General features: G+C 40.1%; 20 protein-coding genes and 2 pseudogenes. 12 read left to right on the plus strand and 10 right to left on the minus strand.

The features are described 5' to 3' along the window. Positions 1-76: 76 nt before the first annotated feature. Both H6G76_RS30635 and H6G76_RS30640 read right to left on the minus strand, forming a co-directional pair. Positions 77-706 (minus strand): LLM class flavin-dependent oxidoreductase, encoded by a 630-nt coding sequence (locus H6G76_RS30635; RefSeq protein WP_242056589.1) that lies wholly within the window; start codon positions 704-706, stop codon positions 77-79. Between the two features lie 79 nt (positions 707-785). Beyond that, a complete protein-coding gene (locus H6G76_RS30640; RefSeq protein WP_190709389.1) occupies positions 786-1,853 on the minus strand; it encodes an aliphatic sulfonate ABC transporter substrate-binding protein in 1,068 nt (355 codons plus the stop codon). 465 nt (positions 1,854-2,318) lie between these two features. Here H6G76_RS30640 and H6G76_RS30645 point away from each other — a divergent pair, with 465 nt between their 5' ends. Next, on the plus strand, positions 2,319-2,678 hold the full coding sequence (locus tag H6G76_RS30645; protein WP_190709391.1) for a DOPA 4,5-dioxygenase family protein: 360 nt from the start codon (positions 2,319-2,321) through the stop codon (positions 2,676-2,678). On the opposite strand, the pseudogene H6G76_RS30650 reads toward H6G76_RS30645, so the two are convergent. The 6 genes and pseudogenes from H6G76_RS30650 to H6G76_RS30670 form a co-directional block, all read right to left on the minus strand. Then, positions 2,675-2,989, minus strand: a pseudogene (locus H6G76_RS30650) (O-methyltransferase); the annotation flags it as partial. The gene H6G76_RS30645 and the pseudogene H6G76_RS30650 sit on opposite strands and share 4 nt — an antisense overlap. A 947-nt stretch (positions 2,990-3,936) precedes the next feature. Then, positions 3,937-4,173 (minus strand): DUF4327 family protein, encoded by a 237-nt coding sequence (locus H6G76_RS30655; RefSeq protein WP_015115066.1) that lies wholly within the window; start codon positions 4,171-4,173, stop codon positions 3,937-3,939. A gap of 934 nt (positions 4,174-5,107) precedes the next feature. Further along, positions 5,108-5,494, minus strand: coding sequence for a metal-sensitive transcriptional regulator (locus H6G76_RS30660; RefSeq protein ID WP_190709392.1), 387 nt, complete (start codon positions 5,492-5,494; stop codon positions 5,108-5,110). Between the two features lie 7 nt (positions 5,495-5,501). Next, on the minus strand, positions 5,502-5,633 hold the full coding sequence (locus H6G76_RS37885) for a hypothetical protein (RefSeq protein WP_277883143.1): 132 nt from the start codon (positions 5,631-5,633) through the stop codon (positions 5,502-5,504). Between the two features lie 47 nt (positions 5,634-5,680). Further along, entirely contained in the window at positions 5,681-5,950 is a 270-nt protein-coding gene (locus H6G76_RS30665) for a type II toxin-antitoxin system RelE/ParE family toxin (RefSeq protein WP_190709394.1), read from the minus strand. A gap of 6 nt (positions 5,951-5,956) precedes the next feature. Continuing rightward, positions 5,957-6,181, minus strand: a complete 225-nt coding sequence (locus tag H6G76_RS30670; protein WP_190709396.1) for a hypothetical protein — start codon at positions 6,179-6,181, stop codon at positions 5,957-5,959. Positions 6,182-6,836: 655 nt separating this feature from the next. On the opposite strand from H6G76_RS30670, the gene H6G76_RS30675 reads away from it, so the two are divergent. Together H6G76_RS30675 and H6G76_RS30680 are read left to right on the plus strand one after the other, a co-directional pair. After that, complete coding sequence (locus H6G76_RS30675; protein WP_190709398.1) at positions 6,837-8,060, plus strand: HhoA/HhoB/HtrA family serine endopeptidase; 1,224 nt, start codon at positions 6,837-6,839, stop codon at positions 8,058-8,060. A gap of 443 nt (positions 8,061-8,503) precedes the next feature. Beyond that, complete coding sequence (locus tag H6G76_RS30680) at positions 8,504-9,685, plus strand: aldo/keto reductase (RefSeq protein WP_190709399.1); 1,182 nt, start codon at positions 8,504-8,506, stop codon at positions 9,683-9,685. A 74-nt stretch (positions 9,686-9,759) separates the two neighbouring features. On the opposite strand, the gene H6G76_RS30685 is transcribed toward H6G76_RS30680, so the two are convergent. After that, positions 9,760-11,088, minus strand: a complete 1,329-nt coding sequence (locus H6G76_RS30685; RefSeq protein WP_190709430.1) for a hemolysin family protein — start codon at positions 11,086-11,088, stop codon at positions 9,760-9,762. A 284-nt stretch (positions 11,089-11,372) separates the two neighbouring features. Between H6G76_RS30685 and mfd the strand changes: the two genes are divergently transcribed. From mfd to H6G76_RS30705, 4 genes and pseudogenes are all read left to right on the plus strand, one after another. Then, positions 11,373-14,888, plus strand: a complete 3,516-nt coding sequence (mfd, locus tag H6G76_RS30690; RefSeq protein ID WP_190709401.1) for a transcription-repair coupling factor — start codon at positions 11,373-11,375, stop codon at positions 14,886-14,888. Between the two features lie 77 nt (positions 14,889-14,965). Then, positions 14,966-15,184, plus strand: coding sequence for a type II toxin-antitoxin system HicB family antitoxin (locus H6G76_RS30695; RefSeq protein ID WP_199337590.1), 219 nt, complete (start codon positions 14,966-14,968; stop codon positions 15,182-15,184). Positions 15,185-15,202: 18 nt separating this feature from the next. After that, on the plus strand, positions 15,203-15,388 hold the full coding sequence (locus H6G76_RS30700) for a type II toxin-antitoxin system HicA family toxin (RefSeq protein WP_190709434.1): 186 nt from the start codon (positions 15,203-15,205) through the stop codon (positions 15,386-15,388). A gap of 13 nt (positions 15,389-15,401) precedes the next feature. Beyond that, positions 15,402-15,965, plus strand: a pseudogene (locus H6G76_RS30705) (Uma2 family endonuclease). A 189-nt stretch (positions 15,966-16,154) separates the two neighbouring features. Here H6G76_RS30705 and H6G76_RS30710 read toward each other — a convergent pair. Beyond that, the gene (locus H6G76_RS30710; RefSeq protein ID WP_190709402.1) at positions 16,155-16,610 is read right to left on the minus strand and encodes a hypothetical protein; all 456 of its coding nucleotides are present in this window, start codon (positions 16,608-16,610) and stop codon (positions 16,155-16,157) included. Positions 16,611-16,971: 361 nt separating this feature from the next. On the opposite strand from H6G76_RS30710, the gene H6G76_RS30715 reads away from it, so the two are divergent. The 5 genes from H6G76_RS30715 to H6G76_RS30735 all read left to right on the plus strand — a co-directional run bounded on the left by H6G76_RS30715 (position 16,972) and on the right by H6G76_RS30735 (position 19,152). Further along, positions 16,972-17,190 carry a hypothetical protein gene (locus tag H6G76_RS30715; RefSeq protein ID WP_190709404.1) on the plus strand — a complete coding sequence of 73 codons (219 nt, stop codon included), beginning with the start codon at positions 16,972-16,974 and terminating at the stop codon, positions 17,188-17,190. Continuing rightward, positions 17,187-17,456, plus strand: coding sequence for a hypothetical protein (locus H6G76_RS30720; protein ID WP_190709406.1), 270 nt, complete (start codon positions 17,187-17,189; stop codon positions 17,454-17,456). The genes H6G76_RS30715 and H6G76_RS30720 overlap by 4 nt, the downstream gene beginning before the upstream one ends. 85 nt (positions 17,457-17,541) lie before the next feature. Next, positions 17,542-17,745, plus strand: a complete 204-nt coding sequence (locus H6G76_RS30725) for a type II toxin-antitoxin system HicB family antitoxin (RefSeq protein WP_190709408.1) — start codon at positions 17,542-17,544, stop codon at positions 17,743-17,745. Next, entirely contained in the window at positions 17,742-17,951 is a 210-nt protein-coding gene (locus tag H6G76_RS30730; RefSeq protein ID WP_190709410.1) for a type II toxin-antitoxin system HicA family toxin, read from the plus strand. The genes H6G76_RS30725 and H6G76_RS30730 overlap by 4 nt, the downstream gene beginning before the upstream one ends. Before the next feature lie 268 nt (positions 17,952-18,219). Next, positions 18,220-19,152, plus strand: a complete 933-nt coding sequence (locus H6G76_RS30735; protein ID WP_190709412.1) for a YihY/virulence factor BrkB family protein — start codon at positions 18,220-18,222, stop codon at positions 19,150-19,152. The last annotated feature ends 227 nt before the right edge of the window (positions 19,153-19,379 follow it).

The raw sequence follows: 19,379 nt of genomic DNA on the forward strand, positions 1-19,379 counted from the left end.
TTAAATAGAGCTTATTGCGAATAAATGCTCTTTTTCTTTTACCACAAATTGCTACACTCTTTGTAAGATAAGCATTCTAGACCATTTTGTCCCCCCGCAAGCAGTCAGACACACGAGATGCCATACGCCGTGCTGCTTTGGAGTTTCCTCCTTGGAAAATTTCTGGATGTGGATTTTGATTAACTGGTTTAGGTTTTACCCAACCACCGTTAATCCGGTAAAAATCGCCTCGGAAGTGGAAATCATCTTCTGTCCACATACCTTTCAACACTCTGATGAATTCCTCTGAACGACGATAGCGTTCATCATGGTCTAGCCAGGGTTCGCCATAAATTGTAAATTCGCCTTTGAACCAGCCACTGACTACATTCAAGCAGAAGCGACCTTTAGAAATAAAATCAATTGTTGCACCCATTTTGGCTACTACACCTGGATGCCATAACCCTGGATGAACTGCGGCAATCAATTTTAGCCGTTCGGTAACAGGTGCTAAAGCTGCTACTGTGGAGAGTGCTTCTAATTGATATTCAGCACCATAACTGGCAATAAACCGAGCTTGAGCTAAAGCGTAGTCAAAGCCCACTTGCTCTGCTGTTTGAGCCAGTTGAGCGTTGTAATCAAAAGTCCAATCTGTGCGTTGCGGAATTTTGCTGACTACTAACCCACCACTGACATTAGGAACCCAATATGCAAACTTAAGATTCATAAATTTTTTCCTATTTACTATTGAGAAGTTTTATTTGAGAGTTTTTAGCTCAACTCAATCTAATCCAGCCTTGTCTACGTTATTTTTGGCTAATTGTCGTAGGAGTGATGGCTGCATATTGTTCAGGTGTTAAGACGGCTTCTTTAATATTTACAGGTTTAGGAAGCAAGCCATTTTTATAAAAGTAATCAGCAACTCTTTGTTGTTCTTTGATTAATTCTGGGGAAATAGCTCTTAATCCATAAGCACGACGACTAAGCACTAAGTCCATCACGTCTGGATCGAGTTTTTGATAAGGCATAATTAATTTCGCTGTCTCTTTGGGATTGGCCTCTGCCCAGAGTTGAATTTTATTAATCTCTTCAATTACAATCCGCAGTAATTCTGGATTATCAAGAGCAAATTGTTTTCTGCCAATATAGTATCCACCTGGGGTGTCCAGTCCTTCAGCAGTTTTAATAATCCGCACTTTACCTAATTTCTCAGCCCTTGCTAAATGAGGATCGCCAGTTACCCAAACAGGAATTTTGCCTTCTAAAAATGCACTGCTAGCTTCTACGTTAGGTATACTTAGCACTTGAATATCATTTGGTTTTAAACCTACATCTTCCAAAGCTCTAATGATGAAATAATGCGAGGCAGAAGCTTTTTGGAATACTACTTTTTGTCCTTTAATATCTTTGACACTTTTAATGGGAGAATCTGGAGGAACAGCGATCGCACTTCCTCTACCACTTTTTTCGGTGCGTCGTGAACCCACTACATAAACAATATCAGCACCAGCAGCTTGGGCAAATATAGGGGGCGTTTCTCCTACAGAACCCAAATCGATTTTGCCCACATTCATCGCTTCCATTAGCTGAGGGCCTTGAGCAAATTGCGCCCATTCGACTTTGATACCCAAGGGTTCTAAGCGTTTTTCTAATACTTTTGTTACTCTGATTAAATCACCAGCTTGTTGATAACCCATCCGCAAAACTTTAGTCTTGATCCCACTGGTAGCTGATACATTCGTTGCGGTATTAGATGTTGCTGCTGTTGGATTTTTAGGGTTGCAACTACTGAGGACAAATGCCGTTGATAAACCTAACAAACCTGCTGTACCAAACCGGATAAAACGGCGACGAGTGTTAAATATACTATTCATACTTGCACTGGAATAAAAAAGGAAGGAAGAAATGGTATTGAAACTCAAGATAGGGATGTAATTTGTCTAGTTCGTCGTTTTTTACCTACTATGTTTTCACTACTTCAATGGCAAGTGCGATCACTCTATAATCTGCAAGCAGTTCATAAAGGTGTGTACAAGTTCGCGTTCCATCCACCTGTAGTGTATTATTCTGAAATACGGTAAGTCGATAGAGTTTTTGTATTTAACCTTTAACAAAGCTTTCCATACTTACAAGAAAAATGCAAGTACTGCTTAACACAAGTTTGTTCAAAATTGAAATACACGTATTTATAGTTGAGTTAGATCCCCGCAATAATGATTATGGATGAGAATCTTGAGAAAAGCGGCAAAGACCGTTTCTTTGGTGTGATCTGCCAATGAGGTTGGTGCTTTTGGCAGACAAAGTTGATTAAGATAATAAACAATAATTGAAGTGAAACCATGAAAGAAAATAGTATCATTAGCGGTTTTCATGCTCATGTTTACTATGATCCAGAAACACGTGATGTTGCCGCTAAGATCCGCGAAGGATTAGGTGAAAGATTTGAAGTGCAGCTGGGACGTTGGCACGATCAGCCTATTGGGCCACACCCAAAATCAATGTATCAAGTGGCCTTCGCACCAAACCAATTTACTCTAGTTGTACCCTGGCTAATGCTGAACCGTGAGGGGTTAGATATTCTCGTCCATCCTGAAACAGGCGATGATGTTACAGACCACACAGCACACGCTCTGTGGCTAGGAAATAAGCTGGAACTGAATATCAAATTTTTACAGCGAATTAGACCTAACGCTTCTTAATTACGCTTACGTGCTAAAGTTAGTCCATCTGCAAGGGCAATCAAACTCAGATCTATGCGATCGTCTTGAGCTAGCTTGCTGTTAAACTCACGAATAGCTATAGTGGCTGAGTCTTGGATTTCTGGCTGAATCAATCTTCCAGACCAAAGTACATTGTCAATAGCAATTAAACCACCAGGACGCACTAACTTTAACGCCACTTCGTAGTAACTATAATAGTTTTCCTTATCAGCATCAATAAAGGCAAAGTCAAAAATTGCTGCCTGATCTTGTTCTAAAAGATACTCTAAAGTCTCGATTACTGGAGCCATTTGATAGAGTGCGATCGCTCCTGATTTAATACCATTAAGAGCAGTTTGAAAAAATGCGATCGCTAATATTTTCTTATTATTTATCAAACACCAGCACTAATACTACCATTAACCAAAATAGCCAAGTCAGAAACTAAAAATCAAATGGATAAACAGTATCCTATAGTTATTTTTTTCCTATTGTAATTAAGCTTAAGGAAGAAGCTAATAATATCAAACCTTGGGTAGATACTTTCATTAATGGAAAGAGTTCAATTAGTTAATCAGTTCAGTTTATTAGGTTTGATGTTAAAAAATCCTGAGTTACCTTACTGAAAAATAATTGATTTAACTTTAATTGTATTTAATACTTAAAATTTAATCACAGCCAACTTTTATTAATTGAAATTTGCTTGGGAAGCTTGACAGAGAAGAAAAACAGAATATAAATTTTAGATAAAGATAAAAATTCATTAGGGTAGACATTTTGACTGTTTTTTGTCAGACAAGCTATATATCCTACCAGAATCAACCTTTAATTAAGTGACGCTCATACGGATGGTATTCAAGCAGCATGATAAACACGAGAGGATGCGATCGCTTCTCAACCTATTTCTCTGTTCCCTTCTATAAAAAATTACCGGAGCTGTAAAATTTAAAAACTGCTCCGGTCAGCTAAATCTACAAAAAATACTTAAAGCTATCAAACTGGATTTACGCAAAAAATTTTCTTGACAAATTTGTAGCAAACTATAATTTGTCAAGGCTGAGTAGGAAAGTTGTTCAACTCAGACTTTAACAGTTCTGTAATGCTGACTTGGGAAAGAAAATAATACAAGACTCTGGATCGGGGAATATTTATCAAAAGCAGAGACTATACCTCAGAAGGTTGGGCGGTCAATTGGTCTTTGTCAAATCTAAACATCCAAAAATATGCTCCCAATCCAAAATCTCAAATCACAGCCTAATTAGTCGTTGTCCCACTGTTCACGACCGATGAGGTCGCCAATGCGATCGCGTAGTAAAAAATCGCATTTCTCTAACTCACATTCAACGCACACCCACTCTCTTGCAGGGATGTATTGGCAGAGTGTATATATTGGTTGTTGTCTGCTAACCATCCCCTTGTGGACTAGTCGGCGTGCTTCGTCTTGAATTACATCTAGAGAGTAGTAATTGATAGAGGGCACCGTATTCACACTCATGATTTTTACTCACACATTTATACGTAGATAGTATTCCCACTTATAACGGGGAACGAACATGAAAGACATTTAACTTGTGGCTAGGGTTTTGTATTTTGCTATACGGAACTAATTTCATTTTGACGCTACTCACCCTCAAATTATCTAAAGAAATGTTGAGAAAGTCAACACTTTCTGACATTTAATGTAGATACACTGACTATAAAAATCTTACGGTAGCTTAGTTTACTTTTGTTTTAGATTATGCACTTCCTGTAAAAAAGCTCTAAGGCTTGTTAGTAACTGTCTTAAGACATAACTTGCCTGAAAAAAATAATTCATACGGCAAATTAGGATGTACGAAATGATGTTCCATACTTGTTTTAAATTGCTGGCATATGTGCATAACTGTACGTCTTAAAAGTTAGTAATCAGACTACAAGTATAAACTATTGCAAACTTTTAAGGCTAACTTCTACTATCAGAACTTGTACAGCAGTATCTATTAAGAATTTATTAAAATCTCATAAAACTTACTGTGTTAATTGCAGCACAGTAAATCAAATAATTTGCTTAGAACAACATCTCTCCCTATGGCACACAGTTTATGGTAATTGGTTCCTAAACATTCATCTAGCGAACTCAAACTAACAAAATTTTTGGGAATAAAATTATGGATTTCCATTAAGTTACAGATTTTTACTCACAGTAGATCTATTGACATATAACATTTTTGTCCTTGTAACAATCTCGTAATATTACTCAGAATAATTAGCTATCTATCAGTTGGACTATGGAAGTTTACTTACCTCAACATCAACGATGCGATTGGATATGTAACTAAACTTATTGAGGTATAGTCATATTGAAACAGACGTGATGAGAACACGTCTGTCAACTCCTTAGCGAATTTTCAGAAATCAATTGTTCTGAATTGACCTTTAATTAAGCTTAGTTAAGGCATAAATCTATCTAAAGCAGCCTTTAACTGTTCAATTTCCACATCTATGTTGCCATCCTGTGCGGCTCTGGCAATACACTCAGTCAAATGTTCATCTAATACAATTCTCGCAACCCTATCTAATGCACCCCGAACTGCGGCAATCTGCAATAACACATCAGGGCAGGGACTACTTTGTTGCACCATTGTTTTGATGCCACGAATATGCCCTTCTATGCGTGACAGCCGATTAACAATTTTTCGTAAAGACTCTTCACTATGGATGTGAACATGACCAGACTCTCCATGCCCATGATGATGCTCTGTGTCATGATTATGAATGTTTTCGGCTGGCTGAGAGATAGGCAACGATTCTGGCGTTAATCGGTTTGATCCATTCATGGGTTATTCAAGCACTGGTAGTACTAAAATCGTAGCCTAGAGGAGGGAATGGGAATAAATGATATTGCCTATAAAGGGCGATCGCATCTAATTTCTGATTCAATATGAGCGATCGCAGCAATGTGTGATTACAAGCCATAAAGCAACTTTGGTAAACTTTCAATCATATTCCAGCTAGGCTGCTGCTTACAACCTCAGAAGCAACTCGTCGTACTCTGTATGTGTACCAATCCAAAACCAGTAGATTTGATCATCTTCTAATAAGCCGAGAACTCGGTAGTCTAAACTCACACGAGCCGAATAAATTGGTTGACGCTGGCTAACCCGCTTGAACTGAAGACTATTGTGGTAAGGATCTGAACGCCAAAGTGTATAAGTTTTGGCGGCTTGTTCTTGAACAGATGCAGGCAGCCCATCAAGCTTTTTACGGAATGCTTTCGTTACGCTTGATTTCATTACTGGTTAAGAGGGAAAAATCTCATCTAGAGGTGTAATTTCACCAACAGCAATTTCCTGTCGTACCATCTGGGCTATCTGATCCCATTGAGCATCTGTTGTAGATTCAAACTGAGCTTTCCATGTCTGCTCATCCTCCATCTCAGCAAGGAGACGAGCCGCGATCGCATCCTGTTGGTCAGCAGGTAGAGTTTTCAATTGAGCGATCGCTTTTTCAAGTAATTCGGTCATCGCAAAATTACTCCCACCAAAGAGTTACTAATCATTATCGCTCAATGAATGGTTGAGAGCTTTGTCAATTAAGATTTGAGCGTTTGAGTAAAGGGCTTATACCAATTTGCAATTCGCAATTGGAAAACTTAAATTTAGCAAGACTTTTTCAGCTTCTATCTGTTGTTTAATTTTGGAGAATTAGTATTAAAAGCACTCGCACTAATGTGACATCATAAACTATATAGCAATTTTGCTCAAATTTCGGTAAAGGTGAACGCCGCCGGACACGAACCAATTTGCACGAAATTCGTGCTGGAGCTAACGTTCCGGTGTGCTTAATTGTTAACCTTGATTACACAACGATCACACCAATAAATTGAGGGCTAACTAACCTTCCAAGCGGAAATGAGTTCACATCTACACAACTTCAAGGGGTGATACCCGAACCTTGATGGGGTAAATGTCCATAATAGCTATTAAGCGAAATTTTCAATTAATTTAAATTACAGGTAGCTTCTACCACTTCTCAGTTCAAATATTGAGGAGAAAAAGTGAAACCTGAAGTAGTGAGCCAAAGTCACTACGCAGGTATCGCATTATAACTGTAAAAATAACTGTAGATAGAGTTGTCACGACTAAACAACTATTAGGTTTCTAAATTTAGGTTGTGATTATGCGATTTTCCAAAATACCTAGTTCTATACGTCAACTTACTACCCATGTTTTCGCCATATTTTTGGGAGTCTTACTAACTGTTAGCACTCTGCGGGTGTTGCCTTCTCAAGCGGAACCTGCACCTAGTTATGAGAAAATTGGGGATGCACCAGAATTGATTGCTCAACGGCAATCGCCTGCAACTACTGCTATAGGTAATAGTAGTTTTGTCACAGCAGCTGTAAATCGTGTGGGAGCAGCCGTAGTCAGAATCGACACGGAACGGACAATTACGCGCCGCCGCGCTGACCCGTTTATGGAAGACCCATTTTTCCGGCAGTTTTTTGGTGATGGTTTTTCCCAACAATTACCTCCAGAGCAATTGCGCGGTTTGGGTTCTGGGTTCATTATTGATAAAAGTGGCTTGATTTTAACCAATGCCCACGTAGTTGATAAAGCTGATAGAGTTACAGTCCGCCTGAAGGATGGTCGCACCTTTGATGGCAAAGTTCAAGGCATCGACGAAGTAACAGATCTAGCGGTTGTCAAAATTAATGCTGGTAAAGATTTACCTGTTGCAAGTTTAGGTTCTTCTAATGCTGTACAAGTTGGAGATTGGGCGATCGCAGTTGGTAATCCTTTAGGCTTTGATAATACAGTTACTTTAGGTATTGTCAGCACCCTCAAGCGTTCTAGCGCGCAAGTAGGAATTTCCGACAAACGCTTAGAGTTTATTCAAACCGACGCAGCAATTAACCCTGGTAACTCTGGTGGGCCGCTATTAAACGAGCGTGGCGAAGTGATTGGGATTAACACCGCTATTCGTGCTGATGCGATGGGTATTGGCTTTGCTATTCCTATTGATAAAGCTAAAGCGATCGCTACACAACTAGAACGGGATGGTAAAGTTGCTCACCCTTATTTAGGTGTGCAAATGGTTACCTTAACACCCCAGCTTGCCAAGCAAAACAACACTGATCCCAACTCTACTTTTGAAATTCCCGAAGTGAACGGTGTTTTGGTTATGCGAGTTGTACCAAACTCCCCAGCCGCTAAAGCAGGTATCCGCCGTGGAGATGTCATTGTTCAAGTAGATGGTGAAGCCATCTCTAATGCCGAACAGTTGCAGAACGTTGTGGAAAATACTAACCTTGGTCAAGCGTTACAGGTAAGAATACAACGAGGTAATCAGACACAACAGCTAACAGTACGCACGGCTGAGTTGCAAAATGCAACTTCATAAGTATTGAGTGCTGAGTGTTGAGTTTGGGGATAAGCCTCAGCTTATCCCCATATTTTTTGATAATAGTTGTATTAAAGTCATATACAGCAGTTTTTATCCCAATGAGGTCTATTCTTCTAACCTCTAACCCCTAGCCTCTAGCCTCTATCTACTTGTGATCAACAACAAACAATTGCTGAAATAGTTGGTCATATAAGATTTAGACTAACAAATCCTTTGGATGTGTTGGTCTAATTTCTTGAGGATGCTTGTAAACGTGACTTGCTAGTAGTGGACAGGATGTGGTAATTAATCTCTTGGGACTCAAAAAAGTTCACTATCTGAAAACTAAAAACCTGACTAATTTTACGAGTAGATAGATGTTACTAGTGTCAGGAATTGCCAAAATGCGACTATAGCGATCGCTTGATTGAGACTTAGTACCAAAAATCCAAAATCCACTAATGCTGTATAGAAGATTTGGACGCACAGAATTACAGATGCCGGTATTTTCTTGTGGCGGCATGAGATATCAGTTTAAATGGCAAGATGTTGACCCGTCAGAAATTCCCGCAGATAATCAGAAAAATCTTGAAGCAACTATTCACAGGGCTGTAGAAGTCGGCATTAACCACATTGAAACTGCTCGTGGTTATGGTAGCTCCGAAATGCAATTAGGAAGAATATTGCCAAAGTTTCCACGTGAAAATTTGATTGTTCAAACCAAAGTTTCACCTGTTCCTGATGCGAAAGAATTTAGGCAGACATTTGAACAATCGCTAAATAATCTCCAGTTAGATTATGTAGACTTGTTTAGTTTGCATGGGGTTAATAATGCTGAATTACTGGAATATAGCATCAGTCCTGGTGGGTGTTTAGACGTAGCAAAGCAATTACAAGCTGAGGGCAAAGTCAGATTTATTGGTTTTTCTACCCACGGAGCTACAGATTTTATTGTCCAAGCAATTAATACTAATCAATTCGATTATGTAAATCTGCATTGGTACTACATTAATCAATTCAATTGGCCAGCAATTGAAGCTGCTACCCGTCTTGATATGGGGGTATTTATTATTAGTCCTTCAGATAAAGGAGGACAGCTATACAACCCACCACAAAAATTAGTTAATCTTTGTGCGCCTTTGAGTCCGATGGTGTTTAATGATTTGTTTTGTCTGAGTCATTCTCAGGTGCATACCCTGAGTTTGGGAGCAGCCAAACCCCAAGATTTTGATGAACACTTGAAGACATTAGCGTTATTGGATGAGTCTTCAGAAATTTTGCCTCCCATTCTGGCGAGGTTGGAAGAAGAAGCGATCGCCATTTTAGGAGAAGATTGGGTAAAAACTTGGCACACTAACTTACCCACATGGGCAAACACTCCAGGCGAAATCAATATCCCAGTAATTTTATGGCTGTGGAATTTAGCCACAACCTATGATTTGATAGACTATGCCAAAATGCGCTACAACCTACTGGGTAATGCTAGTCATTGGTTTCCTGGCAACAAAGCAGATAAGCTTAACGAATTAGATTTACGCCAATGCCTTATACACAGCCCCCACGCCGATAACATTCCCCAAATTCTTGCTCAAGCCCATCAAATGTTAGGCGGTGAAGAAATAAAACGCTTATCGCAATCTTAGAGGCTACGGGCTAGAGACTGGGGACTAGAGTTAAGAAAATATATTGAGACTCTCTAAGCTCTAATCCCTAACCTCTACTCCCCTTCTTTCGCCGCGTCTGTTTTATCAATCATTGGTACAACTAGCACCTTATCTACTCGATTCCCATCCATATCCATCACCTCAACCCGCATCCCTTGCCATTCAAAATGGTCGGCGGCGGCGGGGATGCGGCCTAAATGGGTAATCACAAAGCCTCCCAAGGTTTGATAGCTACCGCGTTCGTCCGATTCCCATTCCTCCATCTCGAACAGTTCAAAGAACTCGTCTACAGGTAACATTCCATCCAGCAGCCAAGAACCATCTTCTCGCTGCACTGCTTGGGGATCATTTTCGCCTGGGTCTGCGGGAACATCGCCGACGATTTCGCTCATGATGTCGTTAAGAGTGACTAATCCTTGAATCACGCCGTACTCATCCACTACCAAGGCCATGTGTGTGATAGTTTGCTTGAATAACTCCAGCACCTTTAAGCCACGGGTGCTTTCTGGAACAAATACAGGTTGGCGCAATCCTACTGTTAAGTCTAGAGATTCCCCGCGAAAACTGCGAGCAAGTAAATCTGTCACCGGGATAATCCCCAGCACATTGTCTAGTCCTCCCTGACAAACCGGATACCGAGAATAACCATTCTCAGTCATCTTTTGGCGGTTCTCTTCGGGATTATCTTCTAAATCTAGCCAGACGATATCAGGGCGGGGTGTCATAAAAGAACTAACAGGCCGATCGCCTAGACGAAAAACTCGCTCTACCATATCCTGTTCAGCTTCTTCAAAGGTTCCTGCTTCTGTGCCTTGCTCAATCAGGATTCTAATTTCTTCTTCAGTAACTTGCGGCTCTTCAGAAGGTCTAATTCCTAAAATCCGCAACACCAATTCTGTAGAAGCACTCAACAGATGCACAGCCGGAGAAGCTAGGGCTGCTAAAGCCCGCATCGGTATAGCAACAAACGCCGCAATTTTTTCCGGGTTATTTAACGCCAACCGCTTCGGCACTAATTCCCCGATAATTAGAGATAGGTAAGTAATAATTAAAACTACTAAACCAAAAGATACTGGTTCGCTATAGGGAGCCAATAAAGGGATAAGTTTTACATATACTGCCAGACGGTTAGCAATGGTGGCTCCCCCAAAGGCACCAGTCAAGATACCGATAAGGGAAATTCCCACTTGAACGGTAGACAAAAAATTGTTGGGAGACTCTGCTAGTTTCAATGCTGCCCTGGCTTTGACATCTCCTTGATTGGCAAGCTGCTGAAGCCTGACTTTCCGCGCTGAAACAACAGCCATCTCAGACATTGAGAAGATACCGTTGGCAATAATTAGTACCAAAATGATTAAAATTTCAGAAGTCATGGAGGATATGTTTGGATTTGCCGCTATGGAAAGCAGGGTAAGCAGAAGGGCAGAGGAGCAGAGGAGCAGGGGAGCAGGGGGGAAATATCAGATTTCACACTTTATACTTCATCCTTAATACTTCGTTGACTATATACAAAGTCGTAGTTTAACTTTTTAAATTTATACATTTATATTTCAATCATCATTCTTCCACAGAAGTAATAAGAGAGGTATTAACACTTTTAAAATGGTGTACATAAACTACTCATAGATTTTCTTATCATCGACGACTTCCACCTCTAGTAGAACTTATGGCATTTTCTTCTATTGTGCGTGCCTTGGCGCGATCGCCTCTCACCACAGAACTGCTTTCTAAGCTCAATCGGCAAAAAGATTTACGCTTAAATGGAATTCCCCGCCTACCCAAGGGCTTGGTAGCATCGGCATTAGCACAAAATTCAGGAAGGAATTTATTTGTTGTCTGTGCCACCCTTGAAGAAGCCGGACGCGCCTACGCTCAATTAGAGGCGATGGGCTGGCAAACAGTACATTTTTACCCGACTTCGGAAGCATCCCCTTACGAACCTTTTGATCCCGAAACGGAAATGACTTGGGGACAAATGCAAGTTCTGGCGGATTTGGTGAAAAGTCAAGATTTGATGACTAATGGCAATGGGCAACAAGCGAAAATTGCAGTTGTTGCTACTACGAATGCATTACAACCCCATTTGCCACCACCAGCAGCTTTCACCCCTCTCAGCCTCACCCTCAAAAAGGGGATGGAATTTGACCTGAATACCTTCAGTACCAAAATTACTACCTTGGGTTACGAGCGAGTACCCTTAGTAGAAACAGAAGGGCAGTGGAGTCGGCGCGGTGATATTGTCGATATTTTTCCAGTGTCCTCCGAATTACCAGTACGCTTAGAATGGTTTGGCGACGAAATCGAGCAAATCAGAGAATTTGACCCCTCAACTCAGCGTTCCGCTCTTGACAAAATTGCTCAGATTGTGCTGACTCCCACTAGCTTTACTCCCATCATCCTAGACGCACTTAAAGATAGTGTTGAGTTCCAAGTGCTGAAGGATGAATTAACTTCAAATTCACAACTTGAAACTGAAGACACAGGAGTTTTAGAAGGAAGTCGGCGATTTTTAGGATTAGCTTTTGAAAAACCCGCATCGATTTTAGATTATTTGCCTGAAAATACTTTAATTGCTATTGATGAACCAGAACAGTGTCATGCCCATAGCGATCGCTGGGTAGAAAATGCAGAGGAACAATGGTCGCTAGGGACTGGGGAATTAGATTTAGGTTCTCTCCAATTGCCCAAAATTCATCGGTCTTTTGATGATTGTCTAACAGAACTTACCCAATTTCCGACTGTTTATTTATCGGAAATTGCTGAAGAAAACAACGGCATTAATTTAGCTAGTCGGTCTGTACCAGTTACACCGCATCAGTTTGGCAAACTGGCGGAAACATTAAGACAAGAACGCGATCGCAATTTCTCAATCTGGTTAATTTCTGCCCAACCTTCCCGTTCTGTTTCTCTATTACAAGAACACGACTGTCCAGCGCAATTTATCCCTAACCCGCGTGACTACCAAGCGATTGAAAAGCAGCAAATCAACCACGTACCAGTCGCCCTGAAATATTCTGGCTTGGCGGAACTGGAAGGGTTTATTCTGCCGACGTACCGCTTGGTAGTGGTCACAGACCGCGAATTTTACGGTCAGCATTCCCTCGCCACGCCGGGATATATCCGCAAGCGTCGTAAGGCTGCTTCTAAGCAAGTTGACCCGAATAAACTGCGTCCGGGTGATTATGTAGTTCATAGAAGTCACGGGATTGGTAAATTTGTCAAGCTGGAAAGTTTGACAATTAACGATGAAACCCGTGATTACATAGTCGTGCAGTACGCAGATGGGCTTCTGCGCGTTGCGGCTGACCAAGTAGGTTCTTTATCAAGGTTTCGCGCCACAGGCGATAAAGCCCCAGAACTGCACAAAATGACTGGGAAGGCTTGGGACAATACCAAAAACCGCGTCCGTAAAGCCATCAAGAAATTAGCAGTAGACTTGTTGAAATTGTATGCAGCGCGATCGCAACAACAAGGTTTTGCTTATCCTCACGATATGCCTTGGCAAGAGGAAATGGAAGATTCTTTCCCTTACCAACCTACCACCGACCAACTTAAAGCCGTCCAAGATGTCAAACGCGACATGGAAAGCGATCGCCCAATGGATCGCTTAGTTTGTGGTGATGTTGGTTTTGGTAAAACCGAAGTAGCAATCCGCGCTATTTTTAAAGCTGTGACTTCTGGTAAACAAGTCGCACTCTTAGCACCAACTACCATTCTTACCCAGCAACACTACCACACCCTGAAAGAACGCTTTGCCCCTTACCCCGTGAATGTTGGCTTACTAAACCGCTTCCGCAGTGCAGAAGAACGCCGCAATATACAAAAGCGATTAGCGACAGGTGAGTTAGATATCGTTGTCGGTACGCACCAACTTTTAGGTAAAGGCGTATCATTCCGCGATTTGGGTTTGTTAGTGGTGGATGAAGAACAAAGATTTGGGGTAAATCAAAAAGAGAAAATCAAATCCTTGAAAACTCAGGTTGACGTGTTGACGCTTTCCGCCACACCCATTCCGCGTACCTTGTATATGTCCTTATCGGGGATACGCGAAATGAGTTTGATTACCACACCACCCCCAACCCGACGACCAATTCAAACCCATCTTTCACCTCTAAATCCTGAAACAGTCCGCAGTGCAATTCGCCAAGAACTAGACCGAGGCGGACAGGTGTTTTATGTAGTCCCGCGAGTTGAAGGGATTGAAGAAACTACAGCCAAATTGCGGGAGATGATACCGGGGGGAAGATTTGCGATCGCTCACGGGCAAATGGACGAAAGCGAGTTAGAATCAACCATGCTCACCTTCAGCAATGGTGACGCAGATATTTTAGTATGTACAACAATTATTGAATCTGGGTTAGATATTCCCCGCGTCAACACTATCCTAATTGAAGACGCGCACCGCTTTGGCTTATCGCAACTATACCAATTGCGCGGTCGTGTCGGACGTGCAGGTATTCAAGCCCATGCTTGGTTATTCTATCCCAAGCAGCGAACATTATCTGATGCGGCACGGCAAAGGTTACGGGCAATTCAAGAATTTACGCAACTCGGTTCCGGCTATCAACTATCAATGCGCGACATGGAAATTCGAGGCGTGGGTAACTTGCTAGGTGCAGAACAATCCGGTCAAATGGATGCGATCGGTTTTGATTTATACATGGAAATGTTAGAAGAGGCGATTCGAGAAATTCGCGGTCAAGAAATTCCCCAAGTTGACGATACACAAATTGACCTAAACCTCACGGCATTTATTCCTGCCGATTATATTCCAGATATTGATCAAAAGATGAGTGCATATCGTGCAGTAGCGGCGGCGAAATCTAAAGAAGAACTCACACAGATTGCTGCTGAATGGAGCGATCGCTATGGTACTTTACCAGTCCCCGCCAATCAACTTTTGCGCGTCATGGAACTGAAACAAGTAGCGAAAAAATTAGGATTTAGCCGGATTAAACCAGAAAATAAACAACACGTAATTTTAGAAACACCAATGGAAGAACCTGCATGGAATTTACTTGCAGCCAACTTACCAGAACATTTGAAAACACGCTTTGTTTACTCTCCTGGTAAAGTTACAGTACGCGGTTTAGCTGTGATGAAAGCAGACCAACAATTGCAAAGTTTGATTGATGCAATGGGGAGAATGCAAGGTGCGATCGCAGAAGCGGCTGTTGTTTAAATAGTGTGTAGTTAAGTTTATAACTCTACTCTTGGTTAACGATAAAATTTAGAGGTGATTATACATAGCTTGTAAACATGAGTCAAAATATCAGGCAAGTAATCATGTATCGGGACGAAGACGACTACTGGATTGTTGAATGTCCCAGTCTCAAAGGTTGCGTTAGACAGGGGAAAACGAAAGAGGAAGCCCTTTTTAATATTAAAGAGGCGATCGCTGGTTATGTTGCTGCTCTCAAAGAAGATGGCTTACCTATCCCAGAAGAAAACGTTGAAACATTTCTGGTGGTTGTGTGAGTAAGCTACCAAGAATGTATCAAAGCTCTAGAAAAAATTGGTTTCTACCAAAAGCGAAGAGAAAGCAGTCACATTATTATGCGGCGAGATGAGCCATTTGCTCAAGTTGTTGTTCCCAATCATCAAGAGTTAGCTAAAGGAACTTTGAGGGCGATTCTTCGAGATATTGATTTAAGTGTAGAGGAGTTTATCGCATTACTTTAGGATAGAGTTCCCTATGGTACAGACACCAGCCAAAAATTTGACAATAGAGGAGTTTCTCAAGCTACCAGAAACTAAACCTGCTAGTGAATATATTTATGGCCAGATTATTCAGAAACCTATGCCACAAGGAGAACACAGCACAATTCAAGGTGAACTAATTATTACCATCAATGGAGTCACTAAACCGCAGAAAATTGCACGGGCTTTTCCAGAGTTGCGTTGCATTTTTTCAGGACGTGCGATCGTTCCAGATGTATCGGTGTTTCTTTGGGAGAAAATTCCTCGAAATGAGAACGGGGGTGTGGCAAATGTTTTTGCACTGGCTCCTGATTGGATAATTGAAATCCTATCTCCTGATCAAAGCCAAAGTAAGGTTATTGCTAAAATATAGCATTCTTTGAAACATGGAACTCAAATGGGTTGGTTGATTGATCCAAGCGAAAGAGTAATATTTGTATATTTCTCAAACCAGCCACCAGAGTTATTTGAACAGGCAGAGCAGTTACTTCCTGTTCCATCTTTTGCAAGTGATTTACAGCTTACAGTAGGTGATTTATTTGGTTGGTTATTAGAGTAGAAAATCAAAATAAAAATTTATGAATTTTAGTATTGTGGATATTATAGCTAGCTAATTACAAAATTTATAATAATTCTAAAGTTCATAATATTTATCTAAAAACTTTGCTGCGTGGCAGCGTTGAATAATAGTTGAGTATCACAAAAGCGATTTTACGGGTGTGGTAAATTATGTAATGGGCAATTATTGTTATAAATTAAATTGCTTTTTAAATGCTTCTATGGAAATACTTAAATCAGTTTTAACAATTTCATTTTTATCAAGTGAATGACCATAGGTAGAAATAAATAATTTTACTTCCCGCCAAATATTCTCAATGAGTTCCAATTCGGTAATCTCATCAATAATTTTATTCTCAATACCAGTTAATCTTAACTTATTAGACTCTGTTTTAACTATAAAAAATTGAAAAGAACTGCCAACTCCTACAAAATGATAGGTATTTTGAATTGAATTAATTAAAAATAAACGAATACCATCAAGAAGTTCACATAAAGATATAAAAATCATCATTGAATAATTTTTAGTTGAGAGCTTTGAGGAAATAATTCCATATTTTCCTTGAAGAGTAATATGACCTCTACTAAAACTATCCAATTTTTTTGTTAATTCAGTTTTTTCTAATTCTATTTTAAAATTTAGCATATTTTATAACTCTCTTTTAAATGTAAAAATAGTAATAAATTATCCCTTATGAGTAAATATGGCGACTTAAACTGTATCTCTTTTTCCATTAACTATAAAAGTATCGAGATTGAAATTAAACCTCAATTTTTATCACAACTATAGCGATCGCCTGTCCCATAATTACCCTTGACAACAAAAAACTCAATAATCAAATCTACTAAAATTGATAAACCAACCTTTGTTGGAGTATTTTCGTATGTCTTTGTAAGAGTTGAAAGAACAAGCTTGTAAACTTCCTGTAAGCGATCACAACCTTATACCCTTAAATAAAACTAAACAGAGATAATTGATAGTAGGATTTTCTTAAACATAGACAGCTATGACTGAGCTACTGGAATACGCTATATCCCGTTTGAAAAACTTACCTGCTGATGAGCAAGATGCGATCGCAGCCATAATTCTAGAAGAACTAGAAGATGAACACCGTTGGGATGAAGCTTTTGCTCGTTCCCCAGATTTACTTGCCAAACTTGCATCTGAGGCGATCGCTGAATATCGTACAGGCAAAACTCAAGAATTAGATCCAGATAAATTGTGAAGTCACGTATAACTGCTAAGTTTCGGCAAGCATTTGGTGATCTACCTGAGCAAATTCAAGAACAAACCCGTGAAGCATACCGCCTCTTCAAGCAAAATCCCAGCCATCCAAGTTTGCGCTTCAAAAAAGTACATCCAGAATTACCAATTTATTCAGCCCGGATTAGCAAAAGTTATCGAGCAGTTGGACAGTTAGAGGAAGATACAGTTATTTGGTTTTGGCTGGGTTCGCACGCAGAGTATGACAAACTGCTGTCTCAGTTTTAGGAATGTCGTGCGATCGCATTCGCTACAGTTGAAAGCAAACAGGTATGGTTGTTAGCATATTCTCAAAACCTAACTTAACAGGTGTATGAAAATTAGAGCAATCATTCATCCAGCAGAAGAAGGTGGCTATTGGGCGGAAGTTCCCGCGCTTCCAGGTTGTATTACTGAAGGGGAAACGATGGAAGAGGTGATAGCTAATTTAAAGGATGCGATTGAAGGTTGGCTTGATGTTGCAAACAGTCGTAATGTGATTGAATCAACAGATCAAGTTGTTGAAATTGCTGTATGAAATCTGTTTCTGGCAAGCAACTTTGTAAGATTGTCGAGCAAAAAGGTTGGGTTTTGCGAAGAATCACTGGCAGTCATCATATCTATGAAAACCCTGAAGTAGAACAAATCTTGTCAATTCCTGTTCACCGCAATCAAGATTTGAAAGTTGGAACTTTGAAAGCATTGATGAAGATAGCCCAACTGTCTGAGGAAGATTTACTCTAAATTGTTGTAGTTTACTGCTATATGCTTTAATACTTATTTGCTAGTTTTCATCCTAGTAGCTAAGGCGATCGCAGTCAATAATCCAGTATATGTTGAACCTTATTAAGGCTAATGTATTAGGTATTACGAACTACAAATTGGTATAAATCCTAAAATTCCTCCTTAAGGATTTTACACAAACACCTTGGGGAGGATGTCAGTATTAAGCCAAGCAGTATCAAATATATCAAGGAAGAAAGCGATATCCTCCAACAAGGAGACTAAGTAAATGAACTTACAGGCGGTTGTGCGACTATTTCAAGAAACTTTCCAAGAATGGAGTGAAGATAAAGCCTCACGTTTAGCCGCAGCATTAGCGTATTACACAATTTTTTCTATTGCCCCGTTATTGATTATTGTAATTGCGATCGCTGGTGCAGTATTTGGAGAAGAAGCAGCCAGAGGTGAAATTGTTCGCCAAATTCAAGGTTTAGTCGGTAGAGATGGAGCCGAGTTTATTGAAATAGCTATCCGCAATGCTAGCCAGCCAAAAACAGGAGCGATCGCTTCTATCATTAGTATTGTACTTTTATTTTTGGGTGCTACAGGTTTATTTACTGAATTACAAGATTCCCTAAATACAATTTGGGAAGTTAAACCAAAACCAGGACGTGGGGTAAAAAATGTTGTCCGTCAGCGTGCTTTATCTTTTGCAATGGTTTTGGGTATTGGCTTTTTACTTTTAGTATCTTTAGTGGTGAGTACAGCATTATCGGCAATTTTCGCCTACTTTAGCCATTTAATTCCAGGTGTTGATTTTGTTTGGCGAATTGTGAGTTTTGTAGTTTCTTTTTCTATTACTACAATACTATTTGGGCTAATCTTCAAAGTTTTGCCAGATGTCAAAATTACTTGGGGTGACGTTTTAATTGGGGCTGCCATCACTTCATTGTTGTTCTCTTTTGGTAGATATTTATTAGGGCAATATCTCGGCAATAGCAGTTTCGGCTCAACTTATGGTGCAGCAGGTTCATTAGTAGTAATTTTGGCTTGGGTTTACTATGCGGCCCAAATTCTCTTTTTCGGTGCTGAATTTACTCAAGTTTATGCCAGAAGATATGGTAGCGGTATTAGACCAACAAAGAATGCTATGCCTTTAAAATACAATGGTCAAGCTGATGATAGAAGCAAGCGTTTAAAAGATAACTACAAAAACAATTAATTAAAGTTGTGATTATTGTAGTGAATCAAAAGTAAATATTTTTGTCCCTTTCTAATTCTAAATAACTAAATAGTAGATACAGCAGGTACTAGGCAACAGGCAATAGGCAATAGGGTTAGAAGTCTTCTAGTATATGGCTTTGTTCTTAACATCTGTAGTTCATTTACCTGCAATCTGCTGTATATAGGAATCCGGTTTGATTAATGAACATACTTGTGTAGTCAGGC

It is taken from the genome of Nostoc sp. FACHB-152 (assembly GCF_014697475.1).
Taxonomy (GTDB): domain Bacteria; phylum Cyanobacteriota; class Cyanobacteriia; order Cyanobacteriales; family Nostocaceae; genus Nostoc_B.

Excerpts from the sequence above, each read along its gene's own strand:
- H6G76_RS30635 (WP_242056589.1), bottom strand. The coding sequence starts at position 706 with ATGAATCTTAAGTTTGCATATTGGGTTCCTAATGTCAGTGGTGGGTTA.
- H6G76_RS30640 (WP_190709389.1), bottom strand. The coding sequence starts at position 1,853 with ATGAATAGTATATTTAACACTCGTCGCCGTTTTATCCGGTTTGGTACA.
- H6G76_RS30645 (WP_190709391.1), top strand. The coding sequence starts at position 2,319 with ATGAAAGAAAATAGTATCATTAGCGGTTTTCATGCTCATGTTTACTAT.
- H6G76_RS30655 (WP_015115066.1), bottom strand. The coding sequence starts at position 4,173 with ATGAGTGTGAATACGGTGCCCTCTATCAATTACTACTCTCTAGATGTA.
- H6G76_RS30660 (WP_190709392.1), bottom strand. The coding sequence starts at position 5,494 with ATGAATGGATCAAACCGATTAACGCCAGAATCGTTGCCTATCTCTCAG.
- H6G76_RS37885 (WP_277883143.1), bottom strand. The coding sequence starts at position 5,633 with ATGGCTTGTAATCACACATTGCTGCGATCGCTCATATTGAATCAGAAA.
- H6G76_RS30665 (WP_190709394.1), bottom strand. The coding sequence starts at position 5,950 with ATGAAATCAAGCGTAACGAAAGCATTCCGTAAAAAGCTTGATGGGCTG.
- H6G76_RS30670 (WP_190709396.1), bottom strand. The coding sequence starts at position 6,181 with ATGACCGAATTACTTGAAAAAGCGATCGCTCAATTGAAAACTCTACCT.
- H6G76_RS30675 (WP_190709398.1), top strand. The coding sequence starts at position 6,837 with ATGCGATTTTCCAAAATACCTAGTTCTATACGTCAACTTACTACCCAT.
- H6G76_RS30680 (WP_190709399.1), top strand. The coding sequence starts at position 8,504 with ATGCTGTATAGAAGATTTGGACGCACAGAATTACAGATGCCGGTATTT.
- mfd (WP_190709401.1), top strand. The coding sequence starts at position 11,373 with ATGGCATTTTCTTCTATTGTGCGTGCCTTGGCGCGATCGCCTCTCACC.
- H6G76_RS30695 (WP_199337590.1), top strand. The coding sequence starts at position 14,966 with ATGAGTCAAAATATCAGGCAAGTAATCATGTATCGGGACGAAGACGAC.
- H6G76_RS30710 (WP_190709402.1), bottom strand. The coding sequence starts at position 16,610 with ATGCTAAATTTTAAAATAGAATTAGAAAAAACTGAATTAACAAAAAAA.
- H6G76_RS30715 (WP_190709404.1), top strand. The coding sequence starts at position 16,972 with ATGACTGAGCTACTGGAATACGCTATATCCCGTTTGAAAAACTTACCT.
- H6G76_RS30725 (WP_190709408.1), top strand. The coding sequence starts at position 17,542 with ATGAAAATTAGAGCAATCATTCATCCAGCAGAAGAAGGTGGCTATTGG.
- H6G76_RS30730 (WP_190709410.1), top strand. The coding sequence starts at position 17,742 with ATGAAATCTGTTTCTGGCAAGCAACTTTGTAAGATTGTCGAGCAAAAA.
- H6G76_RS30735 (WP_190709412.1), top strand. The coding sequence starts at position 18,220 with ATGAACTTACAGGCGGTTGTGCGACTATTTCAAGAAACTTTCCAAGAA.